Raw genomic sequence first — 25,299 nt, 5'->3', positions numbered from 1 at the left:
GAAAGCCGTCGTCGACGCTTAACACTGTCACAGAAACAGCCCGCAAAGCCGCTTCAGTGCTGGCCTGCATGGAAACGCTCGATGATGACATCGACAAATTCAAGCAAACCGTCGTCACTCATGCCGAGCTCGGGCAGGACCTCGTCCTTGACCTGCTCCCACTCCGGATTGGCGACGCGCTGGTCGCGGTAGTAGATATCGACTGCCAGCTGCAGGATGGCCACCATCGTACGGGAGGCATGCATGCCGAGTTCGCGAATGTCGTGGTGATACCGGATGGCATCGCAGATGAAATCCGGCAAATGCCAATGACGCGCCACAATGTAACCGACAACGCAGTGGTCGGCACTGAACTTGCTGTCTTCCTCGGCCAGTTCGACCCAACGCCCCGGTTCGCCAAGGTGCATTTCGGCACAGTAGGACGAAAAGCGCTGCATCAGCAGCAGCACGCCGCAATCGTGGAAGACTCCCGCCAGGTAGGCTTGGTCGGGAAAGATGTTGCAGACCGCGATACGCTCGTCGGCAATCAGCATGGCCAGTTGGGCAACTGCCTGCGAGCGCGCCCAGAAGGCTTCATAGACCTGCGGATTCTTCTTGAGGTCACCTTGGGCGGCCAAGGAAATCGCCTGCACCAGGTTGAAAGTCTGGCGCACGCCGACCGCGTGCAGAATCTGTTCGACCGTTTCGAACGGTTGATGCTGCTTGTAGGCGGCACTCGTCACCACCTTGAACAACATCGCCGTAATCCCCGCATCCTGGTTGATTACCCGGGACAGCAGGCGGATATCGAACTCCTTGCGCTGCAAATGCTTGCGCAACTCCTCAAGCACCCGTGGCTGAGGTGGAATCTTCACGCCGCGCTCGATCAGGCGCTTCATTTTTTTTGCCGCTTCGTCGTCCAGCGTCCGGACGGCCTCGGCCACCGACATACCCATTACGCGATTACCTCATCCATTAATTCTATCCAGTGGCGGACCGGTATCGTGCTCCCGGCCTGCAAATGCGTCAGGCAGCCAATGTTGGCGGTGGCAATCTGTGCCGGCCCGCCGGCGGTCAGCGCGCCCAGCTTGTTGCTCTTCAACTGCAGGGACAACTTGGCCTGCAAAACCGAGTAGGTGCCAGCCGAGCCGCAGCACAAATGGCCATCGGCGACCGGGGTCAGTTCAAAACCGGCCGCCTGCAGCAATTCCTCGATCACACCGCGGATTTTCAGGCCGTGCTGCAACGTGCACGGCGAATGAAAAGCCAGTTTTCCCAGGTCTGCCGTGTTTTTCCGGAACAGCGGCAACAAGCTTTCGCGCTCGGCGGCCACCACCTCCGACGGGTCGCGCGTCAGGGCGCTGATTTTAGCGGCTTTTTCGGCGTACACCGGATCATCGGCCAGGGCATGGCCGTAGTCGCGCAGTTGCACGCCGCAACCGGAAGCGGTGGTGACAATCGCCTCGATGCCGGCTTCGACATGCGGCCACCAGGCGTCGATATTGCGCCGCATGTCGTCCCTGGCCCGTTCCTGGTCGTTCAAATGGAAGCGGACGGCGCCGCAGCAGCCGGCCTTGGCCTCCTCGAACAGTTCGATGCCGAGGCGATCCAGCACCCGGGCGGTGGCCGCATTGATGTTCGGCGCCAGCGTCGGCTGCACGCAACCGGCCAGCACCAGCATGCGTCGTTGCTGCCGGCCCTTGGCCGGCCACGGCCCGGCGGCCGGCTGCGTCGGCGGCAACTTGTCGGCCAGCACGTTGGGCAGCAGCGGGCGCAGCATGCGACCAAGCTGGATGGCCGGACCGAAAATGGCCGGGCGCGGCAACACTTCGCGCAACAGCAGGCGCGGCAGCGCTTCGCTCAACGGGCGTGGCAGCTTTTCCTCGACGACCTGACGGCCGATATCGAGCAGGTGGCCGTATTTGACCCCCGACGGACACGTCGTTTCGCAGGAGCGGCAGGTCAGGCAACGGTCGAGGTGGCTGCGCGTCTTTTCGGTGACCGGCTGACCTTCGAGAACCTGCTTGATCAGGTAGATGCGGCCGCGCGGCCCGTCCAATTCGTCGCCGAGCAACTGGTAGGTCGGACAGGTCGCGGTGCAGAAACCGCAATGGACACAGGTGCGAAGGATGGCCTCGGCCTCCTGGCCGGCCGGGGTGTCTCGAATGAAATCGGCGAGTCGGGTATCCATCAGAACTCCGCGTAGAGCCGGCCGGGATTGAGAATGCCGCGCGGGTCGAAAGACTTTTTCAGGCGGCGGTGCAGCGCCAGCAGTGCTGGCGACAGCGGGGCAAAGGGGCCTTCCAGGCAGCGCAGCGACTCCGGCGCCCGATAGAGCACGGCATGGCCGCCGAGGCGGGCTGCCGCACCGCGCACGGCATCGCCGGCTTCGCCGGCATACCAGCGCTGACCGCCGCCCCATTCGATGGCGCGCAAGCCGTCCAGCCCGGGCGACGGCGCTGCCGAAGGCAGCGCCAGGCGCCACAGCACGCTGGCGGCAAAGGCCGGGTGCGTTTGCTCGCGGACGGAAATCCAGTGTTTTGCGGCGTTGACCGCCGGACTGCCGCCGAGTTGGGCGACCGCCTTGTCGACTGCGGCCCGCGCCCCGGACAGGCGCAACCACAACTGGCCATCGTGCCAGAAGGAAGCCGAAATCGGCAGCGGCTGGCCGCCCCATTCGTTGAGGCGGGCGACGGCCTCGGCCTCGTCCATCGCGAAGAGCAGCGTCTGCTCGGCGACCGGCTTCGGCAACACCTTCAGCGTGATCTCGGCCAGCACGCCGAGCGTGCCGAGGCTGCCGGCGAGCAGGCGCGAGACATCGTAGCCGGCGACGTTCTTCATCACCTGGCCACCGAAATCGAGGACCTGCCCGCTGCCGTCGATCAGCTTGGCGCCGAGCATGAAGTCGCGTACCGCCCCGGCCTGCTGCCGGCGCGGCCCGGCCAGACCGGCGGCGACGCAGCCACCAAGCGTCGCACCGGCGGAATCGACACCCACCCCATCGAACTGCGGCGGCTCGAAGGCGAGCATCTGCCCCTCTTCGGCCAGTTCCGCCTCGATGTCGGCCAGCGGCGTGCCGCAGCGGGCGGTAATGTAAAGCTCGGTCGGCTCGTAGGCGACGATGCCGCGGTACTCGGCAACATCGAGCACTTCGCCGGCCAGCATGCCGCCGTAGAAATCCTTGCTGCCGGCGCCGCGAATGCGCAGCGGCGTGTGACTGTCGTGCGCCGCCCGGATGCGGCCGGCCAGATCGTCGAGGTTCATCAGAAGCGCTCCAGTTCCAGGAATTTGAGATCGCCCTGATGCACGTGCATGCGGCCGTACTCGGCGCAGCGATGCAGGCTGGGCACCGCCTTGCCGGGGTTGAGCAGGCCCTTGTCGTCAAAGGCGTACTTGATGCGGTGGAAGGCTTCCAGCTCCGGCGTCTTGTACTGGACGCACATCTGGTTGATCTTCTCGATGCCGACACCATGCTCGCCGGTGATCGAGCCGCCGAGGGCGACCGACATCTCCAGGATCTCGGCGCCGAAGGCTTCGGCCCAGCGCCACTCGCCGGGCTTGGCGGCGTCGTACATGATCAGCGGGTGCAGGTTGCCGTCGCCGGCATGGAAAACGTTGGCGCAGCGCAGGCCGTACTTGTGCTCCATGTCAGCGATGGCCGACAGCATTTCGGCCAGCCGCTTGCGTGGAATGGTGCCGTCCATGCAGTAATAGTCCGGCGTGATGCGGCCGACCGCCGGGAAGGCCGCCTTGCGCCCGGCCCAGAAGCGCAGGCGCTCGGCTTCCGACTGCGAGACGCGCAGTTCGCGGGCACCAGCCGCCCGCAGCACTTCGGTGACGCGGCCGATTTCCTCGGCCACTTCCTCCGGCGTGCCGTCCGCCTCGCAGAGCAGGATGGCCGCCGCCCTGAGGTCGTAGCCGGCCTTGACGAAAGGTTCGACGGCGGCGGTCGCCGCCTTGTCCATCATCTCCAGGCCGGCCGGGATGATGCCGGCGGCGATGATGTCGGCCACCGCGTCGCCAGCCCGTGCGACGTCGTCGAACGAGGCCATGACGACCTGCGCCAGTTCCGGCTTGGGGACCAGCTTGACGGTGACTTCGGTAACCACGCCGAGCATGCCTTCCGAGCCGATCAGCAGCGCCAGCAGGTCGTAGCCCGGCGCATCCGGCGCTTCCGAACCGATCTCGAAGACCTCGCCCTCGATGCTGACAACACGGATGCGCAGCACGTTATGCACGGTCAGCCCGTACTTCAGGCAATGCACGCCGCCCGAATTCTCGGCGACATTGCCGCCCAGCGTGCAGGCGATCTGCGACGAGGGGTCGGGCGCGTAATAGAGGCCGAACGGCGCCGCCGCTTCCGACACCGCCAGGTTGCGCACGCCGGGCTGGACGACGGCGAGGCGGGCCTTGCGGTCGACGCGCAGAATCTTGTTGAAACGGGCCAGCGACAGCACGACGCCCTGAGCGTGCGGCATCGCGCCGCCCGACAAACCGGTGCCGGCGCCGCGGGCAACGACCGGCACGCCAAGCTGGTGGCAGGTGCGCAGCACATCGATGACCTGCGCCTCGCTTTCCGGCAGGCAGACGGCCAGCGGCAGTTGGCGAAAAGCAGTGAGGCCGTCGCACTCGTAAGGGCGCAGATCCTCGTCATCGACCAGCAGGCAATGTGCCGGCAGGATCATTTTCAGGCGCCCGGCCAGCGCCGCACGGTCAGTCTGAAAGTCGGGTTCGGGTGTCGTCATCTTGGGCCTCATTCTATGCCGATGAGCATAGCGCGGAAGTCATTGACATTGGTCCGCGTCGGGCCGGTGACCAGCAAATCGCCCAGCGCCGAGAAATAGCCCCAGGCATCGTTGCCGGCCATCGCCTGGCGAATGTCCAAGCCAAGGTCGCGCCCCCGCTGCAGCGTGTCCGGCCCGACGAAGGCGCCGGCGTTGTTCTCGCTGCCATCGATGCCGTCGGTGTCGGCGGCCAGCGCCGAGATTTCCGGCACGCCATCGAGGGCCAGCGCCAGGCCGAGCAGAAATTCGGTATTGCGGCCGCCCCGGCCGGCGCCTTTCAGCGTCACCGTCGTTTCGCCGCCGGCGAGCAGGACGCAGGGCTTTTTGCCCGGCAGACCATGTCGACCGCAGGACAGCGCGATGCCGGCCAGCGCCTTGCCAACTTCGCGCGCCTCGCCCTCGATGGCGTCGCCGAGAATGAGCGGCGCGATGCCCAGGCGCTGCGCTTCGGCGGCCGCCGCCTGCAACATCTGCAGCGGGCTGGCGACCAGCTTGAAGCTGCTGCGCGCCAGTTGCGGCGCCCCTGGCTTCGGCGTTTCCAGCTCGCCGGCTTGCAGGCGGGCGCGCAGCGCCGGCGGAATCTCGATGGCGTAGAAGTCGAGCACCTGCAGCGCCTCGGCTGCCGTCGTCGGGTCGCCGACCGTCGGGCCGGAGGCGATCACCGCCGGGTCGTCGCCCGGCACATCGGAAATTGCCAGCGTCAGCACCGAAGCCGGCCAGGCCGCCGCCGCCAGCCGGCCGCCCTTGATCGCCGAGAGGTGCTTGCGGACGCTGTTGATCTCGCCGATGCTCGCCCCGCATTTGAGCAGCGCCGCCGTGATCGCCCGCTTTTCGGCCAGCGTGACGCCGGCGGCCGGTGCCGCGAGCAAGGCCGAGCCACCGCCGGAAATAAGCGCCAGCACACGGTCGTTTTCGTGCAGGCCGCGCACCTTGGCGAGCATGCGCGCCGCCGCCGCTTCGCCGGCTGCATCCGGCACCGGGTGCGCCGCTTCGACGATCTCGATCCGTTGGCAAGGCACGCCGTGGCCATAGCGGGTGACGACCAGGCCGTCGAGCGGCCCCGACCAATGTTCTTCCACCGCCCGCGCCATCGCCGCCGAGGCCTTGCCGGCGCCGATCACGATCAGCCGGCCGCCATCATCGGGCGGTAGATGCGGCGGCACGCAATGCATCGGATCGGCCGCCGCGATGGCCGCATCGAACAGGCGGCGCAGGATGTCGCGCGGGCTCATTGCGCTCTCCAGCCCAGACCAGCTTCGGTCGTCGTCAGCGGCTTGTATTCGCAGCCGACCCAGCCGGCGTAACCGAGGCGGTCGAGCAAGTTGAAGAGGAAGGGGTAATTGATCTCGCCGGTGCCCGGCTCGTGCCGGCCGGGATTGTCGGCGATCTGGATGTGCCCGATACGCCCGAGGTTGGCTTCGATGGTCCGCGCCAGGTCGCCCTGGATGATCTGGGCGTGGTAGAGATCGAGCTGCAACTTCACATTGCTGCGGTCGACCTGGTCGAGCAGGCAAAAACCCTTTTTGACGTCGTCCAGCCAGTAACCGGGCATGTCGATACGGCTGTTGATCGGCTCGATCAGCAGCGTCGCGCCGATGCTGGCGCAACGGTCGGCGGCGAACCGGATGTTGGCGAGGTAGGTCGCCTCCAACTCCGCCTCGTCATGGCCTGGCGGACGCAAGCCAGCCAGGCAATGCAAGCGGGAGCAATCAAGCAGCATGGCGTACTCGCAGGCCCGTTCGACGCTCTCGGCAAACTCCCCCTGCCGCCCCGGCAGGCAGGCCAGGCCGCGCTCGCCGGCCGCCCAGTCGCCGGCCGGCAGGTTGAACAGCACCTGCTCGAGACCGGCCTCGCGCAGCCAGCCGGCGACATCGGCCGCCGGATAATCGTAGGGAAAGAGGTATTCGACGCCGCGAAAGCCAGCCGCCGCCGCCAATTTGAAACGCTCGGGGAAAGGCTGTTCGGTGAACAAAAAACTCAGGTTGGCGGCGAACTTTGGCATGGCGGCAACAGTCTGTATCCGGCCCGCCAGTATAATTGGATGCATAACAACGAGGAGAGCGCAGTGAGCAATACCGAATCCGAACGCAAGGGCAACCGCCTGTCGAAGATCGTCACCCGCACCGGCGACGCCGGCACTACCGGCCTTGGCGACGGCAGCCGGACGACCAAGGACAGCCTGCGCATCGATGCCATCGGCGAAGTCGATGAACTGAACTCCAATCTCGGCCTGCTGCTCTGCGAAGAGCTCCCGGAACCCGTCCGCGCTGCGCTGCTCGATATCCAGCACGACCTGTTCGACCTCGGCGGCGAACTCTGCCTGCCCGGCATGGACATCATGAAGGACGCCCAGGTCGCCCGCCTCGAAGAACTGGCCGACCAATTCAACGAGGACCTGCCGATGCTCAAGGAATTTATCCTGCCCGGCGGCACCCGGCCGGCCGCTATCGCCCACATCTGCCGCACTGTCTGCCGGCGCGCCGAGCGTTCGATGGTTCGCCTAAACAACGCCGAACCGCTGTCCGAAGCCGCCCGCCGCTACGTCAATCGCCTCTCCGACCTGCTCTTCATCCTCGGCCGCACGCTGAACCGGGCCGGCGGCCGCGGCGACGTCCTCTGGCAGAAAGGCAAGAACGCTGCCTGAGCCGGCTGCCGGCCCCAGCCGGCAGCAAGCGCCGACAAGCTGCTGAATCGTGTATCGCGTCATCACCACCTATCGCAACGGCTCGACCCACCCCGTGGTCGAGAAAGGGCCGTGGCACCCCGACCGGCACACTGCCGAGCAGTGGGCGGAAGAGTTGCGCTCGGCCGGCTACCACGTCCGGGTCGAGACGCAGCGCACAGCTGGCGACGATCACGCCGGCAGTAATGACGAACTCGCCAACGCGCTGGCCAGCATGGCCTGATCCGGCGCTACGCCAATCGCGTAAGATCGCGGGCAAATCCAATAAAACCAAGGAGACAGCCCGATGAACCCACCCGTTTTCACCACCCTCACTCTCAGCCTCGCCGACCACGTCACCGAAGTCCGCCTCAACCGGCCGGACCGTTCGAATGCGCTGAACGAAGCGATGTGGCAGGAAATCCGCCAGGCCTTCGACTGGATCGACGCCACGCCAGCCGCCCGCGTCGCCGTCCTGGCCGGCGAAGGCCGCAACTTCTGCGCTGGCATCGACCTCGCCATGCTGGCCGGCGTCCAGCAACGGATCGCCGACCCGGACGGGGCGCGCAGCCGCGAAGCCCTGCGCCGGCTGATCCTCGATCTGCAGGACTGCCTGAGCAGCCTGGAGCGCTGCCGCAAGCCGGTGCTCGCCGCCATCCAGGGCGCCTGTGTCGGCGGCGCTCTCGATCTCGTCACCTGCTGCGACATGCGCTACGTCGCCCCCGACGCCATTTTCTCGATCAAGGAAATCGACATCGGCATGGTCGCCGACGTCGGCACACTGCAACGCCTGCCCCGCCTGATCGGCGACGGCATGGCGCGCGAACTGGCCTACACCGGCCGCCATGTCGACGCCGAAGAGGCGGTCCGGCTCGGCCTCGCCAACCGCATTTTCGGCTCGCCGGAAGCGTTGACCGCCGGTGTGCGCGAAATCGCCCTCGCCATCGCCGGCAAGTCGCCGCTCGCCACCCGCGGCCTCAAGGAAGTGATGAATTACAGCCGCGACCACAGCGTCGCCGACGGCCTCAACTACGTCGCGACCTGGAATGCGGCAATGCTGCTCTCGGCCGACCTCGGCGAATGCCTGGCTGCGCAGCGGGAAAAACGGGCAGCGAATTTCGCCGATTAGGTAGCGAAAATTCCGTTAAAGCAACAACTCTTGAATCTGTCGTTCCCGCGCAGGCGGGAACCCAGTCAATGCCCACTTGCTGGATTCCCGCCTGGGCGGGAATGACATTTGACTGAGCGAACTTACTGCCCGCAGACTCTCTTCCGCCCTCCGGGATGCCGAAAAGATATTTTTCATTCCGGATTCGTCGTATATACTCGCCCCCGTTTTGGGTGCCTTGCCTCACGATCGTGGGGCGGGTGAAACGGGAAGCCGGTGACTCTGCAGACGCAGACATTCCGGCGCAGCCCCCGCTGCTGTAAGCCTGACGACTCCACCTCACGCCACTGTGCATCGCATGGGAAGGTTGGTGGAGAAGATTGAAGGCGAGCCAGAAGACCGGCCCAAATCAAACGTAGTACCAATCCCCGGGGTGACGGGAGTGGTTCTGTTGATTTGCGCCGGCGGCTTTCCGTCTCCGGCCCGTCTTCCGATCTGCATATTTCCCCCGGTCTGGTGCTGTTTGCCATTTCTCGCTGTGGGAGAGAAAGATGCACATCATGGAAGGCTTTTTGCCCTTCTCGCATGCCGTCGGCTGGACGCTCGCCGCGACGCCTTTCGTCGCCGGCGGCCTGCTGACGATCCGCCAACGCATCCGCGCCAGGCCGGAACAGCGGATGCTGCTCGGCGTCGCCGCCGCCTTCGCCTTCGTCCTCTCGGCGCTGAAACTGCCGTCGGTCACCGGCAGTTGTTCGCACCCAACCGGCACCGGCCTCGGCGCGCTGCTTTTCGGGCCGGCCGCGATGGCGCCGATCGGCGCCGTCGTCCTCCTCTTCCAGGCGCTGCTGCTCGCCCACGGCGGCCTGACCACGCTCGGCGCCAACATCTTCTCGATGGCCGTCGTCGGCCCCTTTGCCGCGGCCGGCGTCTTCAAGCTGGCCCGCAGCCTGAAAGCCTCCTTCGCGCTCAGCATTTTTCTCGCCGCCAGCCTGGCCGACCTGCTCACCTACGTCACGACCTCGGCCCAACTGGCCTGGGCCTTCCCCGACCCGGCCGGCGGCTTCATCGCCTCCTTCGCCAAATTCGCCGGCATTTTCGCGCTCACCCAGATTCCCCTGGCGATCAGCGAAGGCCTGCTCACCGTCGTCATCTTCAACGCACTGGCCCGCTTCAACCCGCAGGAACTGCAGGACATGAAGCTGCTGCCGGCCGGCGAGGCGCAGGCATGAAGCGCCACCAGAACGCCCTGCTGCTGCTCGCCGTCGTGCTGCTCGCCGTCCTGCCGCTGTGGCTGGTCGAGCAGCCGGCGAACGGTGCCGGCATTTTTGCCGGCGCCGACAACAAGGCAATGGAACTGATCGGCCAGATCGCCCCGACCTACCAGCCGTGGTTCGCACCGCTGCTCGAACCGGCCAGCGGCGAAATCGCCTCGTTGCTCTTTGCCGTGCAGGCGGCGCTTGGCGCCGGCTTCATCGGCTACTACCTCGGCGTCTCGGTGACCCGCGAAAAGATGCGCCGGGCCGCCGCGCAAAACCCGGAGAAAACCACCGGTGCTGATTGAACAGGCCGCCTACGCCAACCACTGGCGCACCATTTCGCCGGCCGCCAAGGGGCTCTTTGCGGCCGCCGGCTTCGTCGCGGTTTTTGCCGCTGGGAGACCGTTGACCGCCGCCCTCGTCGCCGGCGGCCTGGCCCTGCTCACCGTCTTCGGCGCCGGCATCCCGGCCGCCCGTTACCTGCGCGTCGCCGCCCCGGCGCTGTTCTTTCTCGCCCTGGGCAGTCTGTCGCTGGTTTTTTCGCTCGACGTCAGCGCCGGCGCCCCGCACTGGCACCTCGCCCCGGGCGGCCTGGCCCAGCTGGCCGAAACCGGCAGCCGCTCGCTCGGCGCGCTGGCGGCGCTGCTCTTCCTGGTGCTGACGACGCCGCTCAGCGACCTGATCGGGCTGCTGCGCCACCTGAAAACGCCCGAACTGCTGCTCGACATCATGGTGCTCTGCTACCGCACGCTGTTCGTCTTTTCAGCCGCCGTACACGACACCTTAACTGCCCAGTCGGCCCGTCTCGGCTACGCGACGCCCCGCCTCGCCCTGCGCTCGCTCGGCCAACTGGCGGCCAACCTGACGCTGCAGGTCTGGCAGCGCGCCGCCGCCCTGCACGTCGCCGCCCAGGCCCGCAACAACGACGGCCCGCTGCGCTTTCTCGCCCCGGATTTTGCCGACAGCCGGCACCACTGCGTACTGGCCGGACTGGCCGGCCTCGCCCTGATCGGCCTCGCGGTGAGCCTGCGATGAACGACTGCCTGCTTGAACTGCAACAGGTCAGCTACCGTTATCCGGACGGCAGCCTCGGCCTGAACGACTGTTCGCTGGCCATCCGGCGCGGCAGCCGCAATGTGCTGATCGGCGCCAACGGGGCCGGCAAGACCACGCTGTTCCAGCACGCCAACGGCCTGCTCCGGCCGCAGACCGGCATCGTGCGCTATGCCGGCGGCGCCGTCGATTACGGCCGGGCCGGTTTGCGCCAGTTGCGCAGCCGGGTCGGCCTCGTCTTCCAGAACCCGGACCGCCAGCTGTTCTCGGCCAGCGTCGCGGAGGATGTTTCCTTCGGCCCGCTCAATCTCGGGCTCGATACCGCCAGCGTTCGCCGGCGCGTTGCCGATGCGCTGCAGGCAGTCGGCATGGGCGAATTTGGCGGGCGGCCGGTGCATAACCTGAGCTTCGGCCAGAAAAAGCGCGTCTGCATCGCCGGCGTCCTGGCCATGCAGCCGGAACTGCTGATCCTCGACGAGCCGATGGCCGGCCTCGACCATACCATGCAACAGGAACTACTGGCCGTGCTCGACAAGTTGCACGGCCGCGGCATCACGCTGCTGCTGGCGACGCACGACATCGACTTCGCCTATCGCTGGGCCGAGCGCATCCACCTGATGGCGGCCGGCCGTTGCACCGCCACGCTGGCGGCCGGCGAACTGGGCAGCCATGGCGCGGAACTGGCCGCCGTCGGCCTGCCGCTACCGGAAATCATCACCCTGCAGCGCGCCCTGGCCGGCCACGGCCTGCTGTCGGCCGGCGCCCGACCGCGCTGCGCCGCCGACCTGCTCGCTGCACTGAACCAAACAAAGGAAAGCCCATGCCAATTTGCCCTGATTTGACCGTCGACCGCCGGACTGCACGCAGGAGGCCCGCCTGATGGCCGGCAAGATCTGGTTCGTCGGCGCCGGCCCCGGCGACCCCGACCTGATGACCGTCAAGGCGCGCCGCCTGTTGGAGCAGGCCGGCGCCGTGCTGTTCGCCGGTTCGCTGGTCGACCAGGCGGCGACGCTGTACGCGCCGGCCGGCTGCGTCATCCGTGACTCGAAGGACATGACGCTGGAAGAAATGACGGCCTGGCTGCTCGACCAGGCCAGCCGGCACGCCACCGTGCTCCGCCTGCAGACCGGCGACCCCGGCCTCTACGGCGCGCTGATCGAGATGACGCGACCGCTGACCGCGGCCGGCATCGAGTGGGCGGTGGTCCCCGGCGTCTCCTCGGCGATGGCTTCGATGGCCGCCGCCGGCGAGACGCTGACGCTGCCCGAAGTGACGCAGACGGTGATCCTGACCCGCGTCGCCGGGCGGACGCCTATGCCGCCGGGCGAGGACCTCGAATCGCTCGCGGCGCACAAGGCGACGCTCTGCATCTACCTGTCGATCACGCTGCTGCACAAGGTGCAGGACGCGCTGCGCGCCGCCGGCTGGGCCGAGGAGGCGCCGATCCTGGTCGTCCAGAAGGCGAGCTGGCCGGGCGAGGAAAAGATCATTCGCGGCACGCTGGCCGACATCAAGCACAAGTGCCAGGCCGAGAAAGTCGGCAGCCAGGCGATGATCGTCGCCAGCCCGACGCTGGGCGCCGCCGACTGGACCGACCTCGCCCGCTCGAAACTCTACGACCCCAGCTTCACGCACCGCTTCCGCAAAGCCACGGAGACTCCCCATGCTTAACGACACCACCCTGCTCCTGGTCGGCCACGGTTCGCGCAACCGCGACGGCAACAAGGAAATCCTGCATTTCGCTGCCCAGTGGCGCGAGCGCCACCCGGACTGGCGGATCGAAGTCTGTTTCATCGAACACGCCGAAGTGCTGCTCAACGAGGGCCTCGACCGTGCGGCGAAAAACAGCCGCCAGGTTGTCGTCATCCCCTTCATCCTGAATGCCGCCGGCCACGTCAAGATGGAGCTGCCGGCCGCGCTGGAGGAGGCCCGCGCCCGCCACCCCGAGGTTCAGTTCGCGGTCACCCGCCACCTCGGCATGGGCCGCGAGATTCTTGCCGTGCTGCAGGGCCAGCTCGACCGCCTGCTGCAAGGCCTGAACATGCCGGACCCGCAGACCACCGGCGTCATCCTGCTCGGCCGCGGCTCGTCCGACGCCGGTGCCAACGGCGAACTGGCCAAGATGGTGCGCTGGCTGTTCGAGGCCAACGAGCACGAACTGGTCGACCTGGCCTTCACCAGCATCACCTGGCCGCGCCTGGAAACGGTCGTCCAGCGCCAGGTCAAGCTCGGCATGACGCAGATCTGCGTCGTCCCGGTTTACCTGTTCACCGGCGTCCTGATCGAGCGCATCAAGGGCCAGCTCGAACGCCTGCAAAGCCAGTACCCGCAGGTCGCCTTCGCGCTCGGCACCCACTTCGGCTTCGACAAGGGCATTTTCGACCTGCTTGACCGCAAGGTCGGCGGCGACGAACTGCCCGAAGGCAGCCTGCTCGAATGCGACGGCTGCAAGTACCGCGAAGCGGCCGAGGCCGAACACCTGCACGACCACAGCCATACCGCCACCGGTGGCTGTGGCCACGCCCATGGCCACGACCATGGACATGAGCACCACCACGATCACGCCCCCGCCACCCACTGCCAACACGCCCACGCCTGAACCGCCATGACCGCCAATATCGTTACCGAACAACTGACCGCCGCCGGCCGCGCCATCGAGCACGACTCCTTCGCCATCATCGACGCCGAAGTCGGCCCGCACGACTACAGCGCCGAGCAATGGCCGCTGGTTCGCCGGATGATCCACGCCAATGCCGACTTCGAATTCAACGGCCTGACCCGCTTCCACCCGGCCGTGATGCAGGCCGGGCTGGCCGCCGTGCTCAAGGGCGGCACGCCGATCGTCGCCGATGTCGAGATGATCTGCGTCGGCCTCTCGGCGCCGCGCCTGAAGCATTTCGGGATGACCACCCACCACTACATTTCCGACCCGGACGTCATCGAGCAGGCCAAGGCCGAGGAAACCACCCGCGCCGTCCAGGCCATGCGCAAGGCGCACCGACTGGGCAAGCTCGACGGCGCCATCGTCGGCATCGGCAATGCGCCGACCGCACTGATCGAAATCGTCCGCCTGGTCCGCGAGGAAGGCGCCAAACCGGCGCTGATCGTCGGCATGCCGGTCGGCTTCGTCTCGGCCGCCGAATCGAAGGATCTGCTGATGACCATGCACGACATTCCCTGGGTCGCCATTGCCGGCCGCAAGGGTGGTTCAACCCTGGTCGTCGCCGCCATCCACGCCCTGCTTGGCCTGGCCGAAGCCGAGCAAAAACGGGCAGCATGAGCGACAACAGCGACGCCAGCGCAGCGGCCAAAGTCCGCAAGGGCGACGGCCGGCGCGAGCGCGGCAACCGCACCGGCTTCACTACCGGCACCTGCTCGGCGGCGGCGGCGCGGGCGGCGGCGCTCGGCCTGCTGCTCGGCGAAGTACCGGCCAGCGTCGTCTGTCGGCTGGCCAACGGCAGCGAAGCCACTTTTGCCGTGCACGACGGCCGGATCGAAGGTGAGGGCGAGGCGCGCATCGCCCACGCCGTCATCGTCAAGGATGCCGGCGACGACCCGGATGCGACGCACGGCGCCCACATGACGGCCGCCGTCCGGCTGCTGCCGCACCGCGTCGGCGAAATCGTCCTCAAGGGCGGCTTCGGGGTCGGCCTCGTCACCAAGGATGGCCTCGGCCTCGAAGTCGGCGGCCCGGCCATCAACCCGGTGCCGCAACGCAATATCCGCGACAACGTACGCGCCGTTGCCGACGAGATGCTGGCGGTCGACGGCCTGGAAGTGACCATTTCCGTGCCCGGCGGCGACGAGATGGCGAAGAAGACGCTGAATGCCCGGCTCGGCATTCTCGGCGGCATTTCCATTCTCGGCACCACCGGCATCGTCCGCCCCTACTCGACCGCCGCCTTCCGGGCCAGCGTCGTCCAGGCCGTCGATGTCGCCGCCAAGCAGGGGCAGACCAGCGTCGTGTTCACCACCGGCGGCCGCACCGAGAAATTCGCCATGCGCCAATTGCCGGAACTCGACGAGTCCTGCTTCGTGCAGATGGGCGACTTCGTCAAGGCGGCCTTCCAGTCGGCGGTCAAACGCGACTTCCCGAAGGTCTACGTTGGCGCCATGGTCGGCAAGCTGACCAAGATGTGCCAGGGACTCGCCGTCACCCACGCCTGGAAGGCCGAGATCGACCGCGACCTGCTCGCCGAGTCGGCGCAGGAAGTCGGCGCCCCGGCCGATCTGGTCGAGGAAATCCGCGCCGCCGAAACCGCCCGTTTCGCCGCCGAACGGCTGGCCGGCCTCGGTCTCACCGTCGCCTTCCACCGCGCCCTGGCCGGCAAGGCGATCTGCAGCCTGAAAGCCTGTTACCCCGGCCCTTACCACCTGACCATCCTCGTCTGCGATTTCGAGGGACAGTTCATTTGCCGTCTGGAAGAAGATGAAGCCACCTGAAAACTGCTGCCTGCTCGGCATCCTCGACGACGGCTGGGCCGGCCTGGCCGACAGCGCCCGCCAGCGGCTGGCCGCGGCCGATGTCGTGATCGGCGCCGGGCGCACGCTCGACCTGGTCCGCCCTTACCTGCCGGCCAACGCCGAACTGAAGGACATGGACGGCCGGCTCGGCCAGGTCCCGGGCTGGATCAGCGCCGCCCGCGCCGCCGGCCAGTCGGTCGTCGCCCTGGCCACCGGCGACCCGCTCTGTCACGGCATCGCCTCCTGGCTGACCGGCAAGCTGGGAGCCGACGGCTTCACGATCATTCCCGCCGTGTCCACACTGCAACTGGCTTTCGCCCGCTTCAAGACGCCCTGGCAGGACATCAAGATTTCGACCTGCCACTCGGCCGATGCCGGCGAATGGTTCGTCGGCGCGACGCCGGCGCACGGCCTCTACAAGCTGATGCGGGCGATTGCCCTGAACCGGCGCGTCGCGCTGTTCACCGGCCCCGACAACACGCCGGCCCGGCTGGCCCGGGCGCTGCTGACCGCCGGCTATGGCGACGACGTGAAGATGTCGGTGGCCTGCCGGCTGCGGCTGCCCGATGAAGCGATCCATCGCGATCTGCCGGCGGTCGACGTCGCAAAAATGGCCTTTCCCGAACCGAACGTCGTGCTCGTCGAGCGTCAGCCGGCGGCCGGCCGCCCGGCCTTCGGGCTGGAGGATCTCGAATACATCCAGCGCTCCCCCGAAAAGGGCCTGATCACCAAGCAGGAAGCGCGCGCCCTGTCGCTGGCCAAGCTGCGCCTCGCCCCCGACGCCATCGTCTGGGACATCGGCGCCGGTTCCGGCTCGGTCGGCCTCGAATGCGCCCGGCTCGCCCCGCATGGCCATGTCTGGGCGATCGAGAAAAACGAAGGCGATGCCGCCAACGCCCGCGCCAACGCCGAACGTTTCCGGGTCGGCAACTACACGCTGTGCGAAGGCAAGGCGCCGACGCTGCTCGACACCTGGCCCGACCCGGACGCCGTGTTCATCGGCGGCTCGGGCGGCGAACTGGGCGAGCTGATCAAGCTCATCCTCGGCCGCCTGAAAGCCGGCGGCCGACTGGTGATGAATTTCGTCACGATTGAAAACCTGGCGGTGGCGACGGCTGCACTGAAGGAAGCCGGCGCCGCCTGGGACGTCGTCCAACTGCAGGCCAGCCGCAGCCAGCCCATTCTCGACATGCACCGGCTGGCCGCCCAGAACCCGGTGTGGATCGTTACCGCAAGCAAGGAAAACCCATGACACAAACCACAACCACCTACGGCAAGCTGATCGGCGCCTCGCTCGGCCCGGGCGACCCCGAACTGATCACCCGCCGCGCCTGGTCGGTGCTGCAGTCCGGCGCCCGCTGGCTGTACCCGGTCAAGAAGGCCGAGGAATCGTCCTACGCGCTGTCCATCGTCGAACGCGGCGGCCTCGCCGTGCCGGCCGACGCCGAGGAACTGGTCTTCCCGATGACGCGCGACGCCGAGATCCTGGCCAAGGCCTGGACCCGCGCCGCCGTGCGCACCGTCGAACTGCTCGGCGAAGGGCGCGACCTGGTCTTCCTGGTCGAAGGCGATGCCTCGACCTTCGCCACCTTCGGCCACCTCGCCCGCGTCGTCCGGGAGCTGGTGCCGGAAATCGCCGTCGAGACCATTCCCGGCGTTTCCTCCTTCGCCGCCGCCGCCGCGATCACCGGCACGACGCTGGCCGAAGAGGACGAAACCTTCGCCATCATTCCCGCCGCCTACGGCGTCGAAGTCATCGACCATCTGCTCGACGAATTCGACACGCTGGCCCTGCTCAAGGTCAAGCCGCTGGTCGACGAAGTGATCGACCTGCTCGAGCAGCGCGACCTGCTCGCCAGCTCGGTCTTCATCGAAAAGGCCGGGGCGCCGGACCAGCGCATCGTGCGCGACGTCGCCAGCCTGAAGGGAGAGAAGGTCAATTACCTGTCGCTGATGCTGGTCCAGAACCCGAAACGGGTGCGGGGCGAACTGCGCCGCGGCTGCCGCAAGCGCCAGGCCGCCAAGACCGAAGAATCGGCGATCAGCGAAGCCGTCATTCCCGCGTAGGCGGGAATCCAGAAAAGACGCTGGATTCCGGGTCAAGCCCGGAATGACAACACAACAACACCGAAAACGGACCCCATCCCCATGAGAATCGCAGTTGTTTCCATCACCAAACACGGCATCGCGCTGGCCAGCCAAGTCGTTGCCGCGCTGCCCGGCGCCCAGCTCTTCAGCCCCGAAAAATTCCGCAGCGAAGCCGAAACCGCCGCCCCCGGCGCCGCCCATTGCTATGAAGGCAAGGTCGGCGACCAGGTGCCGGCGCTGTTCGCCGCCTTCGATGGCATCGTCGCCATCGTCTCGCTCGGCGCCGTCGTCCGCCTGATCGCGCCGCACCTGAAGAACAAGGAAAGCGACCCGGCCGTCGTCGTCATCGACGAAGCCGGCAAGTTCGTCATCCCGATGCTCTCCGGCCACCTCGGCGGCGCCAACGCGCTGGCCGGCCACCTCGCCACCGCCCTTGGCGCAACGCCGGTGCTGACCACCGCCTCCGACGCCCGCCAGACCCTGGCCGTCGATCTGCTCGGCCGCGAACTGGGCTGGACTTTCGAAGCGACGCACGACGAAATCGTCCGCTGCAGCGCCGCGGTGGTGAACGACGAAGCGGTGGCGCTGGTCCAGGAAGCCGGCAGCGAAGACTGGTGGAGCCGCCACGCCAATGGTCGCAGCGGCCCGCTGGCCGCCAACATCCAGCGCTTCGCTCGGCTCGAGGAAGTCGATATCGAGCGCTTCGCGGCAGTGCTGTGGATCAGCGAACGGACCCTGCCGACCGAACTGGCGGCCCGCCTCGCCGGCAAGCGGGTGGTTTATCGGCCAGGGCCGGTTCTGGCATGAACCCTTGGCCAACGCTGTTTTCCGCCGTTGAGCGGCGTCTCACTTTCTTTGCTTCGCCAATGAAAGTAAGCAAAGAAAGGCGACCCCAACGTTCGCGCCAGGCCGCTGGCCCGGTTCCCTGCGCTGCTCGCCTGGCCGGGCGGCTCGCAAAACTCGCCTGCGGCTCAAACATTGCGAACCGACTGCCCCCGGCCAGCCTGCGCTGCTCGGCGCTCGCGAAGGGGGGGAGCGGCGGCCTCCGTAGCCAAAGCCCCCGGGCATCTGAGCAATGAAAGTCACCCTCGGCCTCGGCTGCGACCGCGGCACCCCCGCCACCACCATCGCCCAATGCATCGCCGAGGCGCTGGCCAGTTGCGGCCACGGCGTCGACGACGTGCAGGCGGTGGCGAGCATCGACCTCAAGGCTGACGAGAGCGGTCTGCTCGCCGTCATCCAGGAAAACGGCTGGCCCTGCCGGTTTTACCCGGCGGCGGCACTGGCTGCGGTCGACGTGCCGAATCCGTCGGAAACCGTCCGCAAATACACCGGCACACCGTCGGTCTCGGAAGCCGCCGCGCTGCTCGCGGCCAATGCCGAGGCCAGCCATCTGCTTATCGAAAAACACAAGTTGCGCGGCCCGGACGGACGCAACGCCACTGTCTCCATCGCGAGGATTCCCCAATGAACGCCCCTGAAACCCTGCAAAAACACGGAAAAATCATGCTCGTCGGCCTCGGCCCGGGCAGCAACGACCACCTGACGGCGCGCGCCCGGGCGGCGATCGCTGAGGCCGATACGATCATAGGCTACGTCACCTACATCCGCCTGGTCGCCGACCTGGTCGAAGGCAAGGAAGTCATCAAGAAGTCGATGACCGAGGAACTCGACCGCGCCATCGAGGCGCTCGACCGTGCCCGCCAGGGCAAGAAGGTAGCGCTGATTTCCTCGGGCGACGCCGGCATCTACGGCATGGCCGGGCCGACGTTCGAGGTGCTGTTCCAGGCCGGCTGGACGCCGGATTCCGACATCGAAGTCGAGATCGTGCCCGGCGCATCGGCGCTCAACACCTGTGCCGCGCTGGTCGGCGCCCCGCTGACCCACGATTTCTGCGCCATTTCACTGTCCGACCTGCTGACGCCGTGGCCGACCATCGCCCGCCGTCTCGACGCCGTCGCCTATGCCGATTTCGTCGTCGCTCTCTACAACCCGAAAAGCGGCCGCCGCACCCAGCAGATCGTCGAGGCGCAGCGCCTCTTCCTGCGCCACCGCGATCCGCAGACGCCGGTCGCCATCGTCAAGTCCGGCTACCGGCCGAAGCAGCGCATCGAATTCACGACGCTGGACAAGATGGCCGAGGCCGACATCGGCATGCTGTCGACGGTGCTGATCGGCAATTCCAACACCTTCATCAAGCACGGCCTGATGGTCACGCCGCGCGGCTACGCCAACAAGTACGCCGTCGAAGCTGGCGAGCGCAACACGCACGATGGCGAACAAGCCGGCCGTTCGCTGTCCACCGGCCTCAACGGCTGGATGGCGAGCATTCAGGCGAGCGGCCGCAGCGCCGCCGAGCTGGCCGCCGAGCACCGCCTGCCGGAAGACTACATCGCCGCCGTACTGGCCACCGAAGTGCCGGCCGAAGGCGAAGCCAACGAGATCGAGGCATGAGCGAGGTCGTCAAGCCGAAGATCGGCGACTACAAGCGCCACCTGCTGATCTGCACCGGCCCGCGCTGCACCGCCAACGGCGAAGCGCAGGCGCTGTTCGACAGCCTCGGCGCCAAGTTCAAGGCGGCCGGGCTGGAGGCCGGCGAGCTGCGCGTCAAGCGTTCGCGCGTCGGCTGCTTCGCCGCCTGCAAGGGCGGCCCGGTCATCTGCGTGCAGCCCGACGGCACCTGGTACTACAACGTCACCGACGCCAACATGGACCGCATTATCGCGGAGCACCTGCAGCACGGCCGTGTCGTCGAGGATCTGGTCTTTCATCAGGCGGCCCGATTGAACGGATTGGAGGGCCAGCCGCTATAATCCGCCGTTCGGTGACGAAGCATTCTTCACCGGAATACAGCAACAGGTGCCCGATCCGCGTCAGCGTATCGGGTTAAACGGGAACAGGGTGCGCGGTATTGCCGCAAAGCCCTGGCTGCCCCCGCAACGGTAAGCAAGTGCAGGTACATCACGGTCGTTCTCACCGAACGGCCAGCCACTGGATCGCCACGTGGCGTCGCAAGACGCGCGCGAACGGTCCGGGAAGGCGATGCGCCCGGCCTCTGTCCGCAGAGTCCGACTTGCCAGCCCGGAGACCGGCCTGTTGAACAACGCCCGCGGCCCCACGGCCAACGGCATTTGCAACAGACCGTCTGCGGGGAGCAGAGGGCGGCAAAGGCAGTTTGCCCCTTGGGCACCGCTTGTCGTCCTCTTCGTGTGGACGGTCAGACTCTGGAGTTTGACCATGCAGGACAAGCAATATCCAAACGAGCTGAGCGCCATTCAAGTCATCCGTCGCAACGGCGCGCTCGTCGACTTTCATGCCGACAAGATCGCCGTCGCATTGACCAAGGCGTTTCTTGCCGTCGATGGCAAGCAGGGTGCCGTCTCTTCGCGCATCCGCGATGTCGTGGCCCACCTGACGCAGGTGGTGGTCCGCTCCCTGACCCGGCGTTCGCCGGAGGGCGGCACGGTCCATATCGAGGATATTCAGGATCAGGTCGAACTGGCCTTGATGCGCGCCGGCGAGCACGACGTTGCCCGCGCCTACGTGCTCTACCGCGAACGCCGCGCCGCCGAGCGGGCGGCCAGCCAGGTTGAGGAAATCAAGGTCGCCGAATTGCATGTGCTCGACAACGGCATGCGCCAGCCGCTCGACCGGGCGCTGCTGCTGAAGAATTGCGAAGCGGCCTGTGGCGGTCTCGGTGACGCGGTTTCGGCCAAGGCCATCTTTGATAGCGCCGTGAAAAACCTCTATGACGGCGTGCCGCTGGCCGACGTCTTCCAGGCGCAGATCCTCGCCGCCCGCACCTTGATCGAGCGCGAGCCGGCCTACAACCAGGTCACGGCCCGCCTGCTGCTGGCCAGCCTGGGCCGCGAAGTGCTCGGCCGGCCGGTGACGCAGGAAGAACTTGCCACGGTCACCCCGGAATATTTGCCAAATTTCATCAAGCAGGGCATCGCCGCCGAACTGCTCGACCCGCGTCTCGCCACCTACGATCTGCCGCGCCTGGCCGCTGCCTTGAAGCCGGAACGCGACCTGCAGTTCGGCTACCTCGGCCTGCAGACCCTGTACGACCGCTACTTCCTGCACATCGACGGCCGGCGCATCGAGCTGCCGCAGATTTTCTTCATGCGCGTCGCGATGGGCCTGGCGCTCAATGAAATCGACCGCGAAGCCCGCGCCATCGAGTTCTACGACCTGATTTCGAGTTTCGATTTCATGTGCTCGACGCCGACGCTGTTCAATAGCGGCACCCTGCATTCGCAGCTGTCGTCGTGCTACCTGACCACCGTCGCCGACGATCTCGAAGGCATTTACCAGGCTATCAAGGAAAACGCCTTGCTGCAGAAATACGCCGGCGGCCTGGGCAACGACTGGACGCCGGTGCGCTCGCTAGGCAGCCGGATCAAGGGCACCAACGGCCAGAGCCAGGGCGTCATTCCCTTTTTGAAGGTGGTCAACGACACGGCGGTCGCCGTCAACCAGGGCGGCAAGCGCAAGGGCGCGGTGTGCGCCTATTTGGAGACGTGGCACCTCGACATCGAGGAATTCCTCGACCTGCGCAAGAACACCGGCGACGAGCGCCGCCGCACGCACGACATGAACACCGCCAACTGGATTCCCGACCTGTTCATGCAGCGGGTCATCGATCAGGCCGAATGGACGCTGTTCTCGCCGGTCGACGTGCCCGACCTGCACGACAAGTTCGGCGCCGAGTTCGAAGCGGCCTATGTCGGCTACGAGGCGCAGGCCGCCGCCGGCCAATTGAAGCTGCACAAGAAGATTCCCGCCGTGCAGCTCTGGCGCAAGATGCTGACCATGTTGTTCGAAACCGGCCATCCGTGGATCACCTTCAAGGATGCCTGCAACCAGCGCTCGCCGCAGCAGCACGTCGGCGTCGTGCATAGCTCGAACCTCTGTACCGAGATCACGCTGAACACGTCCGATTCGGAAACCGCTGTCTGCAACCTCGGCTCGGTCAATCTGCCGGCCCACCTGAAAGACGGTCAGCTCGACCAGGCCAAGCTGGCGCGCACCGTGCAGACCGCCATGCGCATGCTCGACAACGTCGTCGACATCAACTTCTACGCGACGCCCAAGGCGCGCAACGCCAACCTCCGCCATCGCCCGGTCGGCCTCGGCATCATGGGCTTCGCCGATTGCCTGTACGAAATCGGTCTGCCCTACGCGTCGACCGCAGCCGTCGAATTCGCCGACCGGACCATGGAAGCCGTCTGCTATCACGCCTATTCGGCGTCGAGCGAACTGGCCCGCGAGCGCGGCAGGTATTCGAGCTACACCGGCAGCCTGTGGGACCAGGGCATCCTGCCCCTCGATTCGATCGACTTGCTCGAAGCCGGGCGGGGCCGGCCTGTCGAAGTCGACCGCGCCTCAAGCCTCGACTGGCCGGCGCTGAAGGAACGCATCGCCCGCCACGGCATGCGCAATTCCAATTGCGTCGCCATCGCGCCGACGGCGACCATCTCCAACATCGTCGGCGTTTCGGCCAGCATCGAGCCGGCCTACCAGAACCTCTACGTCAAATCCAACCTGTCCGGCGAGTTCACTGTGGTCAACGACGCGCTGGTCCGCGATCTCAAGGCGCTCGACCTGTGGGACGAAGTGATGGTCGCCGACCTCAAGTACTTCGACGGCTCGCTGGCCCGCATCGAGCGCGTGCCGGACGAACTGAAGGCCCGCTACGCCACCGCCTTCGAGATCGACCCGGTGTGGCTGATCGAAGCCGCGGCGCGCCGCCAGAAATGGATCGACCAGGCCCAGTCGCTCAACCTCTACCTGGCGCAGCCTTCCGGCAAGAAGCTCGATGAAATCTACAAGCTGGCCTGGACGCGCGGCCTGAAGACGACCTACTACCTGCGCACGCTGGGCGCCAGCCAGGCGGAAAAGGCCGGGGGCCGGGACGACGCTGGGGTGGCGGAAGAAGCGAAGTTCTGTTCCATCGACAATCCCGAATGCGAGGCCTGCCAATGAGCGCGCTGCGTTTTGACGATTGGGATGCCCCCGCCGTTCTCCTCCCCCTTCAAGGGGGAGGCCGGGAGGGGGATGGGTTACATTTTTCTTCCAATCAAAACACCATCCCCACCCCAGCCCTCCCCTTGAAGGGGAGGGAGCCGACTGTCCCCCTCGCCCCGATCAACGCCGCCGACAAGCGCATCGTCAACGGCAAGGCCGACATCAACCAGCTGGCCCCGTTCAAGTACCCGTGGGCCTGGGAGTTCTTCCTGAAGGCCAACCGCAATCACTGGACGCCACTGGAAATTTCCATGGCGCAGGACGTGCTCGACTACCAGCACAAGCTCAGCCCGGCCGAGCACCACGTCTTCGAAAACGTGCTGGCCTACCTGACGACCTCCGACATCCTGGCCATGCGCAACATCGGCCTGGCCGTCATGGAGAAGATGAGCGCGCCGGAAATCCAGATCTACCAGGCCCGCCAGGTCTATGAAGAAGCGCTGCACACCTGGACCTACCAGCACTGCATCGAAAGCCTCGGCCTCGACCAGCAGGAGATCTACAACCGCTACCGCGTCGTGCCCGAGATCCACGGCAAGATCGCGCTCGCCAACCGCCGGCTGGAAAAGGTACTGCGCTCGGACTTCGATCTCACCGACCGCGCCAACCTGCACGAATTCGCGCTCTCCTACTTCTTCTTCGCGGTGATCTTCGAAGGCTGCTGGTTCTACAACGGCTTCACCCCGGTCTTCGCACTGCAACGGCGCGGCCTGATGAAGGGCGCCGCCGAGCAGCTGCAGTACATCATGCGCGACGAGGTGCTGCACTGCGCCTTCGGCATCCGCGTCATCCGCGAACTGCTGATCGAGGAAAACCTGACGCTCGACCCGGCCGCGCTGCGCGAACTGTGGGACGAAGCCGAAGCGGCCGAAAGCGCCTACGCCGGCTACATCCTGAAGGAGCCCATCCTCGGCTACAACGCCGAACTGCACGTCGCCCAGTTCCGCTTCATCGCCAACCGCCGAGCCCGCCAGGTTGGCGTCGCCGAGCCGTTCCCGGGGGCCGGGAACGTCCTGCCCTGGCTCGACGAACAGGCCAACCTGCGCAAGGAAAAGAACTTCTTCGAAACCCGCGTCACCGAGTATCAGACCGGGGGAGCGCTGGCATGGGATTAGGATGCCACTCCTTGGCGCCATCGCCGCAGGCGCTGTCGGAACTCGCCCGTCCGCGGATTGCCGCCCATCTGCTGGCGCTCGATGCCGATGATCGCCATGGCCGCTTTTCGGCGGTACTGTCGGATGCCGGCATCGGCCATTACGTGGAACGGATCGATTTTCAGCGCGACCGATGCCTGGGCTTGTTCGCCGCCGACGGCCGGCTCATCGCCTTCATCCATCTGGCGCTTCATGGCCATGTCGCCGAGCTGGCGGCCAGCGTCCTGGCGCCGCAGCGTCGGCGCGGACTGGCCAGGGCACTGTTTGCCAATGCCCTGCGCGTTGCCGAGGCCGAGGGCATCCGGGAAGTCCATCTGGCCACCGGCCATCCGGCCGCCCGACGCATCTGCCTCGAGCTCGGCTACCCGGTCGAGGGCAGCCACGGCTACCCAAGGGCACGCATCCTGCTGGGCCACCGATTGGCGGAACGGGCCGCGGCATGAGTTACGCCCTCTCTCGTCCTTCCCCCTTCCAGCGCAGCGGTCTGCTCAGCGTTGTCATCGGCCTGCATGTCGGCGTTTTTCTGCTCGTCCTGGCCGCCAAGACGGTTGTCCCGCAGATCATGGAAATGCCGCTGGTCGTCGATCTGCTGCAACCGCCGGAAGCGGAAAAGCCACCGGTCGCCAAGCCGCTGCCGATGATCAAGCCGCAGCCAGTCAAGCAGCAACGGGCGCCGACCCCGAAAGCACCGACCCCGGTCATCGAAGCCACCAATAGCAAC

Annotated in this window: 26 protein-coding genes, 1 tRNA gene, 1 pseudogene and 2 riboswitches (1 of these 30 cut by a window edge); of the genes and pseudogenes, 22 read left to right on the top strand and 6 right to left on the bottom strand. The window is 66.6% G+C overall.

Annotated elements, in window-relative coordinates; genetic code table 11:
* Positions 1–53: 53 nt before the first annotated feature.
* Genes AT959_RS13570 through hyi form a run of 6 tightly spaced genes read right to left on the bottom strand, consistent with a single transcriptional unit; the run spans position 54 to position 6,765 of the window.
* The gene (locus AT959_RS13570) at positions 54–935 is read right to left on the bottom strand and encodes an HDOD domain-containing protein (protein WP_066883934.1); all 882 of its coding nucleotides are present in this window, start codon (positions 933–935) and stop codon (positions 54–56) included.
* Complete coding sequence (gene glcF, locus AT959_RS13565) at positions 935–2,170, bottom strand: glycolate oxidase subunit GlcF (protein ID WP_066883932.1); 1,236 nt, start codon at positions 2,168–2,170, stop codon at positions 935–937. Before glcF ends, AT959_RS13570 begins: the two co-directional genes overlap by 1 nt.
* Positions 2,170–3,243 carry a glycolate oxidase subunit GlcE gene (gene glcE / locus AT959_RS13560; protein WP_066883929.1) on the bottom strand — a complete coding sequence of 358 codons (1,074 nt, stop codon included), beginning with the start codon at positions 3,241–3,243 and terminating at the stop codon, positions 2,170–2,172. The genes glcF and glcE overlap by 1 nt, the downstream gene beginning before the upstream one ends.
* Positions 3,243–4,724 carry an FAD-linked oxidase C-terminal domain-containing protein gene (locus AT959_RS13555; RefSeq protein WP_066883928.1) on the bottom strand — a complete coding sequence of 494 codons (1,482 nt, stop codon included), beginning with the start codon at positions 4,722–4,724 and terminating at the stop codon, positions 3,243–3,245. The genes glcE and AT959_RS13555 overlap by 1 nt, the downstream gene beginning before the upstream one ends.
* A gap of 8 nt (positions 4,725–4,732) precedes the next feature.
* Positions 4,733–5,995, bottom strand: coding sequence for a glycerate kinase type-2 family protein (locus AT959_RS13550; RefSeq protein ID WP_066883926.1), 1,263 nt, complete (start codon positions 5,993–5,995; stop codon positions 4,733–4,735).
* The gene (gene hyi / locus AT959_RS13545) at positions 5,992–6,765 is read right to left on the bottom strand and encodes a hydroxypyruvate isomerase (RefSeq protein WP_066883924.1); all 774 of its coding nucleotides are present in this window, start codon (positions 6,763–6,765) and stop codon (positions 5,992–5,994) included. Before hyi ends, AT959_RS13550 begins: the two co-directional genes overlap by 4 nt.
* Before the next feature lie 63 nt (positions 6,766–6,828).
* On the opposite strand from hyi, the gene AT959_RS13540 reads away from it, so the two are divergent.
* Positions 6,829–7,407 carry a cob(I)yrinic acid a,c-diamide adenosyltransferase gene (locus AT959_RS13540; RefSeq protein WP_240481835.1) on the top strand — a complete coding sequence of 193 codons (579 nt, stop codon included), beginning with the start codon at positions 6,829–6,831 and terminating at the stop codon, positions 7,405–7,407.
* 49 nt (positions 7,408–7,456) lie between these two features.
* Positions 7,457–7,669 (top strand): PTS sugar transporter subunit IIB, encoded by a 213-nt coding sequence (locus tag AT959_RS13535; RefSeq protein ID WP_066883920.1) that lies wholly within the window; start codon positions 7,457–7,459, stop codon positions 7,667–7,669.
* Between the two features lie 63 nt (positions 7,670–7,732).
* Entirely contained in the window at positions 7,733–8,554 is an 822-nt protein-coding gene (locus AT959_RS13530) for a crotonase/enoyl-CoA hydratase family protein (RefSeq protein WP_066883918.1), read from the top strand.
* Positions 8,555–8,747: 193 nt separating this feature from the next.
* Positions 8,748–8,955: riboswitch (cobalamin riboswitch) on the top strand.
* A gap of 129 nt (positions 8,956–9,084) precedes the next feature.
* The gene (locus AT959_RS13525) at positions 9,085–9,762 is read left to right on the top strand and encodes an energy-coupling factor ABC transporter permease (protein ID WP_066883916.1); all 678 of its coding nucleotides are present in this window, start codon (positions 9,085–9,087) and stop codon (positions 9,760–9,762) included.
* Complete coding sequence (locus AT959_RS13520; RefSeq protein WP_066883914.1) at positions 9,759–10,094, top strand: energy-coupling factor ABC transporter substrate-binding protein; 336 nt, start codon at positions 9,759–9,761, stop codon at positions 10,092–10,094. The genes AT959_RS13525 and AT959_RS13520 overlap by 4 nt, the downstream gene beginning before the upstream one ends.
* Positions 10,084–10,824, top strand: coding sequence for a cobalt ECF transporter T component CbiQ (gene cbiQ, locus AT959_RS13515; RefSeq protein ID WP_066883912.1), 741 nt, complete (start codon positions 10,084–10,086; stop codon positions 10,822–10,824). Before AT959_RS13520 ends, cbiQ begins: the two co-directional genes overlap by 11 nt.
* Positions 10,821–11,684, top strand: coding sequence for an energy-coupling factor ABC transporter ATP-binding protein (locus AT959_RS13510; protein ID WP_066883910.1), 864 nt, complete (start codon positions 10,821–10,823; stop codon positions 11,682–11,684). The genes cbiQ and AT959_RS13510 overlap by 4 nt, the downstream gene beginning before the upstream one ends.
* Positions 11,685–11,721: 37 nt before the next feature.
* A complete protein-coding gene (gene cobM, locus AT959_RS13505) occupies positions 11,722–12,513 on the top strand; it encodes a precorrin-4 C(11)-methyltransferase (protein ID WP_066883908.1) in 792 nt (263 codons plus the stop codon).
* Positions 12,506–13,441, top strand: coding sequence for a sirohydrochlorin chelatase (locus AT959_RS13500; RefSeq protein WP_066883907.1), 936 nt, complete (start codon positions 12,506–12,508; stop codon positions 13,439–13,441). Before cobM ends, AT959_RS13500 begins: the two co-directional genes overlap by 8 nt.
* A 6-nt stretch (positions 13,442–13,447) precedes the next feature.
* Positions 13,448–14,122, top strand: a complete 675-nt coding sequence (locus AT959_RS13495) for a precorrin-8X methylmutase (RefSeq protein ID WP_066883905.1) — start codon at positions 13,448–13,450, stop codon at positions 14,120–14,122.
* The gene (locus AT959_RS13490; protein WP_066883903.1) at positions 14,119–15,285 is read left to right on the top strand and encodes a cobalt-precorrin-5B (C(1))-methyltransferase; all 1,167 of its coding nucleotides are present in this window, start codon (positions 14,119–14,121) and stop codon (positions 15,283–15,285) included. The genes AT959_RS13495 and AT959_RS13490 overlap by 4 nt, the downstream gene beginning before the upstream one ends.
* Positions 15,272–16,558, top strand: coding sequence for a bifunctional cobalt-precorrin-7 (C(5))-methyltransferase/cobalt-precorrin-6B (C(15))-methyltransferase (locus AT959_RS13485; protein ID WP_066883901.1), 1,287 nt, complete (start codon positions 15,272–15,274; stop codon positions 16,556–16,558). Before AT959_RS13490 ends, AT959_RS13485 begins: the two co-directional genes overlap by 14 nt.
* The gene (gene cobI / locus AT959_RS13480; protein WP_066883899.1) at positions 16,555–17,373 is read left to right on the top strand and encodes a precorrin-2 C(20)-methyltransferase; all 819 of its coding nucleotides are present in this window, start codon (positions 16,555–16,557) and stop codon (positions 17,371–17,373) included. Before AT959_RS13485 ends, cobI begins: the two co-directional genes overlap by 4 nt.
* An 81-nt stretch (positions 17,374–17,454) precedes the next feature.
* Entirely contained in the window at positions 17,455–18,201 is a 747-nt protein-coding gene (locus AT959_RS13475) for a cobalamin biosynthesis central domain-containing protein (protein ID WP_066883897.1), read from the top strand.
* A gap of 268 nt (positions 18,202–18,469) precedes the next feature.
* A complete protein-coding gene (locus AT959_RS13470; protein WP_066883895.1) occupies positions 18,470–18,865 on the top strand; it encodes a cobalamin biosynthesis protein in 396 nt (131 codons plus the stop codon).
* On the top strand, positions 18,862–19,848 hold the full coding sequence (cobJ, locus tag AT959_RS13465) for a precorrin-3B C(17)-methyltransferase (protein ID WP_083518405.1): 987 nt from the start codon (positions 18,862–18,864) through the stop codon (positions 19,846–19,848). The genes AT959_RS13470 and cobJ overlap by 4 nt, the downstream gene beginning before the upstream one ends.
* The gene (locus AT959_RS13460; RefSeq protein WP_066883893.1) at positions 19,845–20,207 is read left to right on the top strand and encodes a (2Fe-2S) ferredoxin domain-containing protein; all 363 of its coding nucleotides are present in this window, start codon (positions 19,845–19,847) and stop codon (positions 20,205–20,207) included. The genes cobJ and AT959_RS13460 overlap by 4 nt, the downstream gene beginning before the upstream one ends.
* 27 nt (positions 20,208–20,234) lie before the next feature.
* Positions 20,235–20,505: riboswitch (cobalamin riboswitch) on the top strand.
* A gap of 126 nt (positions 20,506–20,631) precedes the next feature.
* Entirely contained in the window at positions 20,632–23,382 is a 2,751-nt protein-coding gene (locus AT959_RS13455) for a ribonucleoside-diphosphate reductase subunit alpha (protein WP_066883891.1), read from the top strand.
* A 125-nt stretch (positions 23,383–23,507) separates the two neighbouring features.
* On the top strand, positions 23,508–24,539 hold the full coding sequence (locus tag AT959_RS13450) for a ribonucleotide-diphosphate reductase subunit beta (RefSeq protein ID WP_240481834.1): 1,032 nt from the start codon (positions 23,508–23,510) through the stop codon (positions 24,537–24,539).
* Positions 24,540–24,550: 11 nt separating this feature from the next.
* Positions 24,551–25,021, top strand: coding sequence for a GNAT family N-acetyltransferase (locus AT959_RS13445; RefSeq protein ID WP_066883889.1), 471 nt, complete (start codon positions 24,551–24,553; stop codon positions 25,019–25,021).
* Positions 25,018–25,299, top strand: a pseudogene (locus AT959_RS21625) (hypothetical protein); the annotation flags it as partial. The gene AT959_RS13445 and the pseudogene AT959_RS21625, both read left to right, overlap by 4 nt.
* Positions 25,255–25,299 (top strand) — tRNA-Asn (locus tag AT959_RS13440); it runs 63 nt beyond the window's last position. The pseudogene AT959_RS21625 and the gene AT959_RS13440, both read left to right, overlap by 45 nt.

The sequence above is a fragment of the Dechloromonas denitrificans genome, assembly GCF_001551835.1.
In the GTDB taxonomy this organism is placed as follows: Bacteria; Pseudomonadota; Gammaproteobacteria; order Burkholderiales; family Rhodocyclaceae; genus Azonexus; species Azonexus denitrificans.
Note: the sequence above shows the minus strand (reverse complement) of the source record. Positions and strands in the feature narration are given on the sequence as shown.

Coding starts and splice junctions, on each gene's coding strand:
- cobI (WP_066883899.1), top strand. CDS start 16,555: ATGACACAAACCACAACCACCTACGGCAAGCTGATCGGCGCCTCGCTC.
- cobJ (WP_083518405.1), top strand. CDS start 18,862: ATGAACGCCCCTGAAACCCTGCAAAAACACGGAAAAATCATGCTCGTC.
- glcF (WP_066883932.1), bottom strand. CDS start 2,170: ATGGATACCCGACTCGCCGATTTCATTCGAGACACCCCGGCCGGCCAG.
- AT959_RS13495 (WP_066883905.1), top strand. CDS start 13,448: ATGACCGCCAATATCGTTACCGAACAACTGACCGCCGCCGGCCGCGCC.
- AT959_RS13485 (WP_066883901.1), top strand. CDS start 15,272: ATGAAGCCACCTGAAAACTGCTGCCTGCTCGGCATCCTCGACGACGGC.
- glcE (WP_066883929.1), bottom strand. CDS start 3,243: ATGAACCTCGACGATCTGGCCGGCCGCATCCGGGCGGCGCACGACAGT.
- AT959_RS13500 (WP_066883907.1), top strand. CDS start 12,506: ATGCTTAACGACACCACCCTGCTCCTGGTCGGCCACGGTTCGCGCAAC.
- AT959_RS13460 (WP_066883893.1), top strand. CDS start 19,845: ATGAGCGAGGTCGTCAAGCCGAAGATCGGCGACTACAAGCGCCACCTG.
- AT959_RS13490 (WP_066883903.1), top strand. CDS start 14,119: ATGAGCGACAACAGCGACGCCAGCGCAGCGGCCAAAGTCCGCAAGGGC.
- AT959_RS13475 (WP_066883897.1), top strand. CDS start 17,455: ATGAGAATCGCAGTTGTTTCCATCACCAAACACGGCATCGCGCTGGCC.
- AT959_RS13525 (WP_066883916.1), top strand. CDS start 9,085: ATGCACATCATGGAAGGCTTTTTGCCCTTCTCGCATGCCGTCGGCTGG.
- AT959_RS13510 (WP_066883910.1), top strand. CDS start 10,821: ATGAACGACTGCCTGCTTGAACTGCAACAGGTCAGCTACCGTTATCCG.
- cobM (WP_066883908.1), top strand. CDS start 11,722: ATGGCCGGCAAGATCTGGTTCGTCGGCGCCGGCCCCGGCGACCCCGAC.
- AT959_RS13550 (WP_066883926.1), bottom strand. CDS start 5,995: ATGAGCCCGCGCGACATCCTGCGCCGCCTGTTCGATGCGGCCATCGCG.
- hyi (WP_066883924.1), bottom strand. CDS start 6,765: ATGCCAAAGTTCGCCGCCAACCTGAGTTTTTTGTTCACCGAACAGCCT.
- AT959_RS13470 (WP_066883895.1), top strand. CDS start 18,470: ATGAAAGTCACCCTCGGCCTCGGCTGCGACCGCGGCACCCCCGCCACC.
- AT959_RS13555 (WP_066883928.1), bottom strand. CDS start 4,724: ATGACGACACCCGAACCCGACTTTCAGACTGACCGTGCGGCGCTGGCC.
- AT959_RS13570 (WP_066883934.1), bottom strand. CDS start 935: ATGGGTATGTCGGTGGCCGAGGCCGTCCGGACGCTGGACGACGAAGCG.
- AT959_RS13530 (WP_066883918.1), top strand. CDS start 7,733: ATGAACCCACCCGTTTTCACCACCCTCACTCTCAGCCTCGCCGACCAC.
- AT959_RS13520 (WP_066883914.1), top strand. CDS start 9,759: ATGAAGCGCCACCAGAACGCCCTGCTGCTGCTCGCCGTCGTGCTGCTC.
- AT959_RS13455 (WP_066883891.1), top strand. CDS start 20,632: ATGCAGGACAAGCAATATCCAAACGAGCTGAGCGCCATTCAAGTCATC.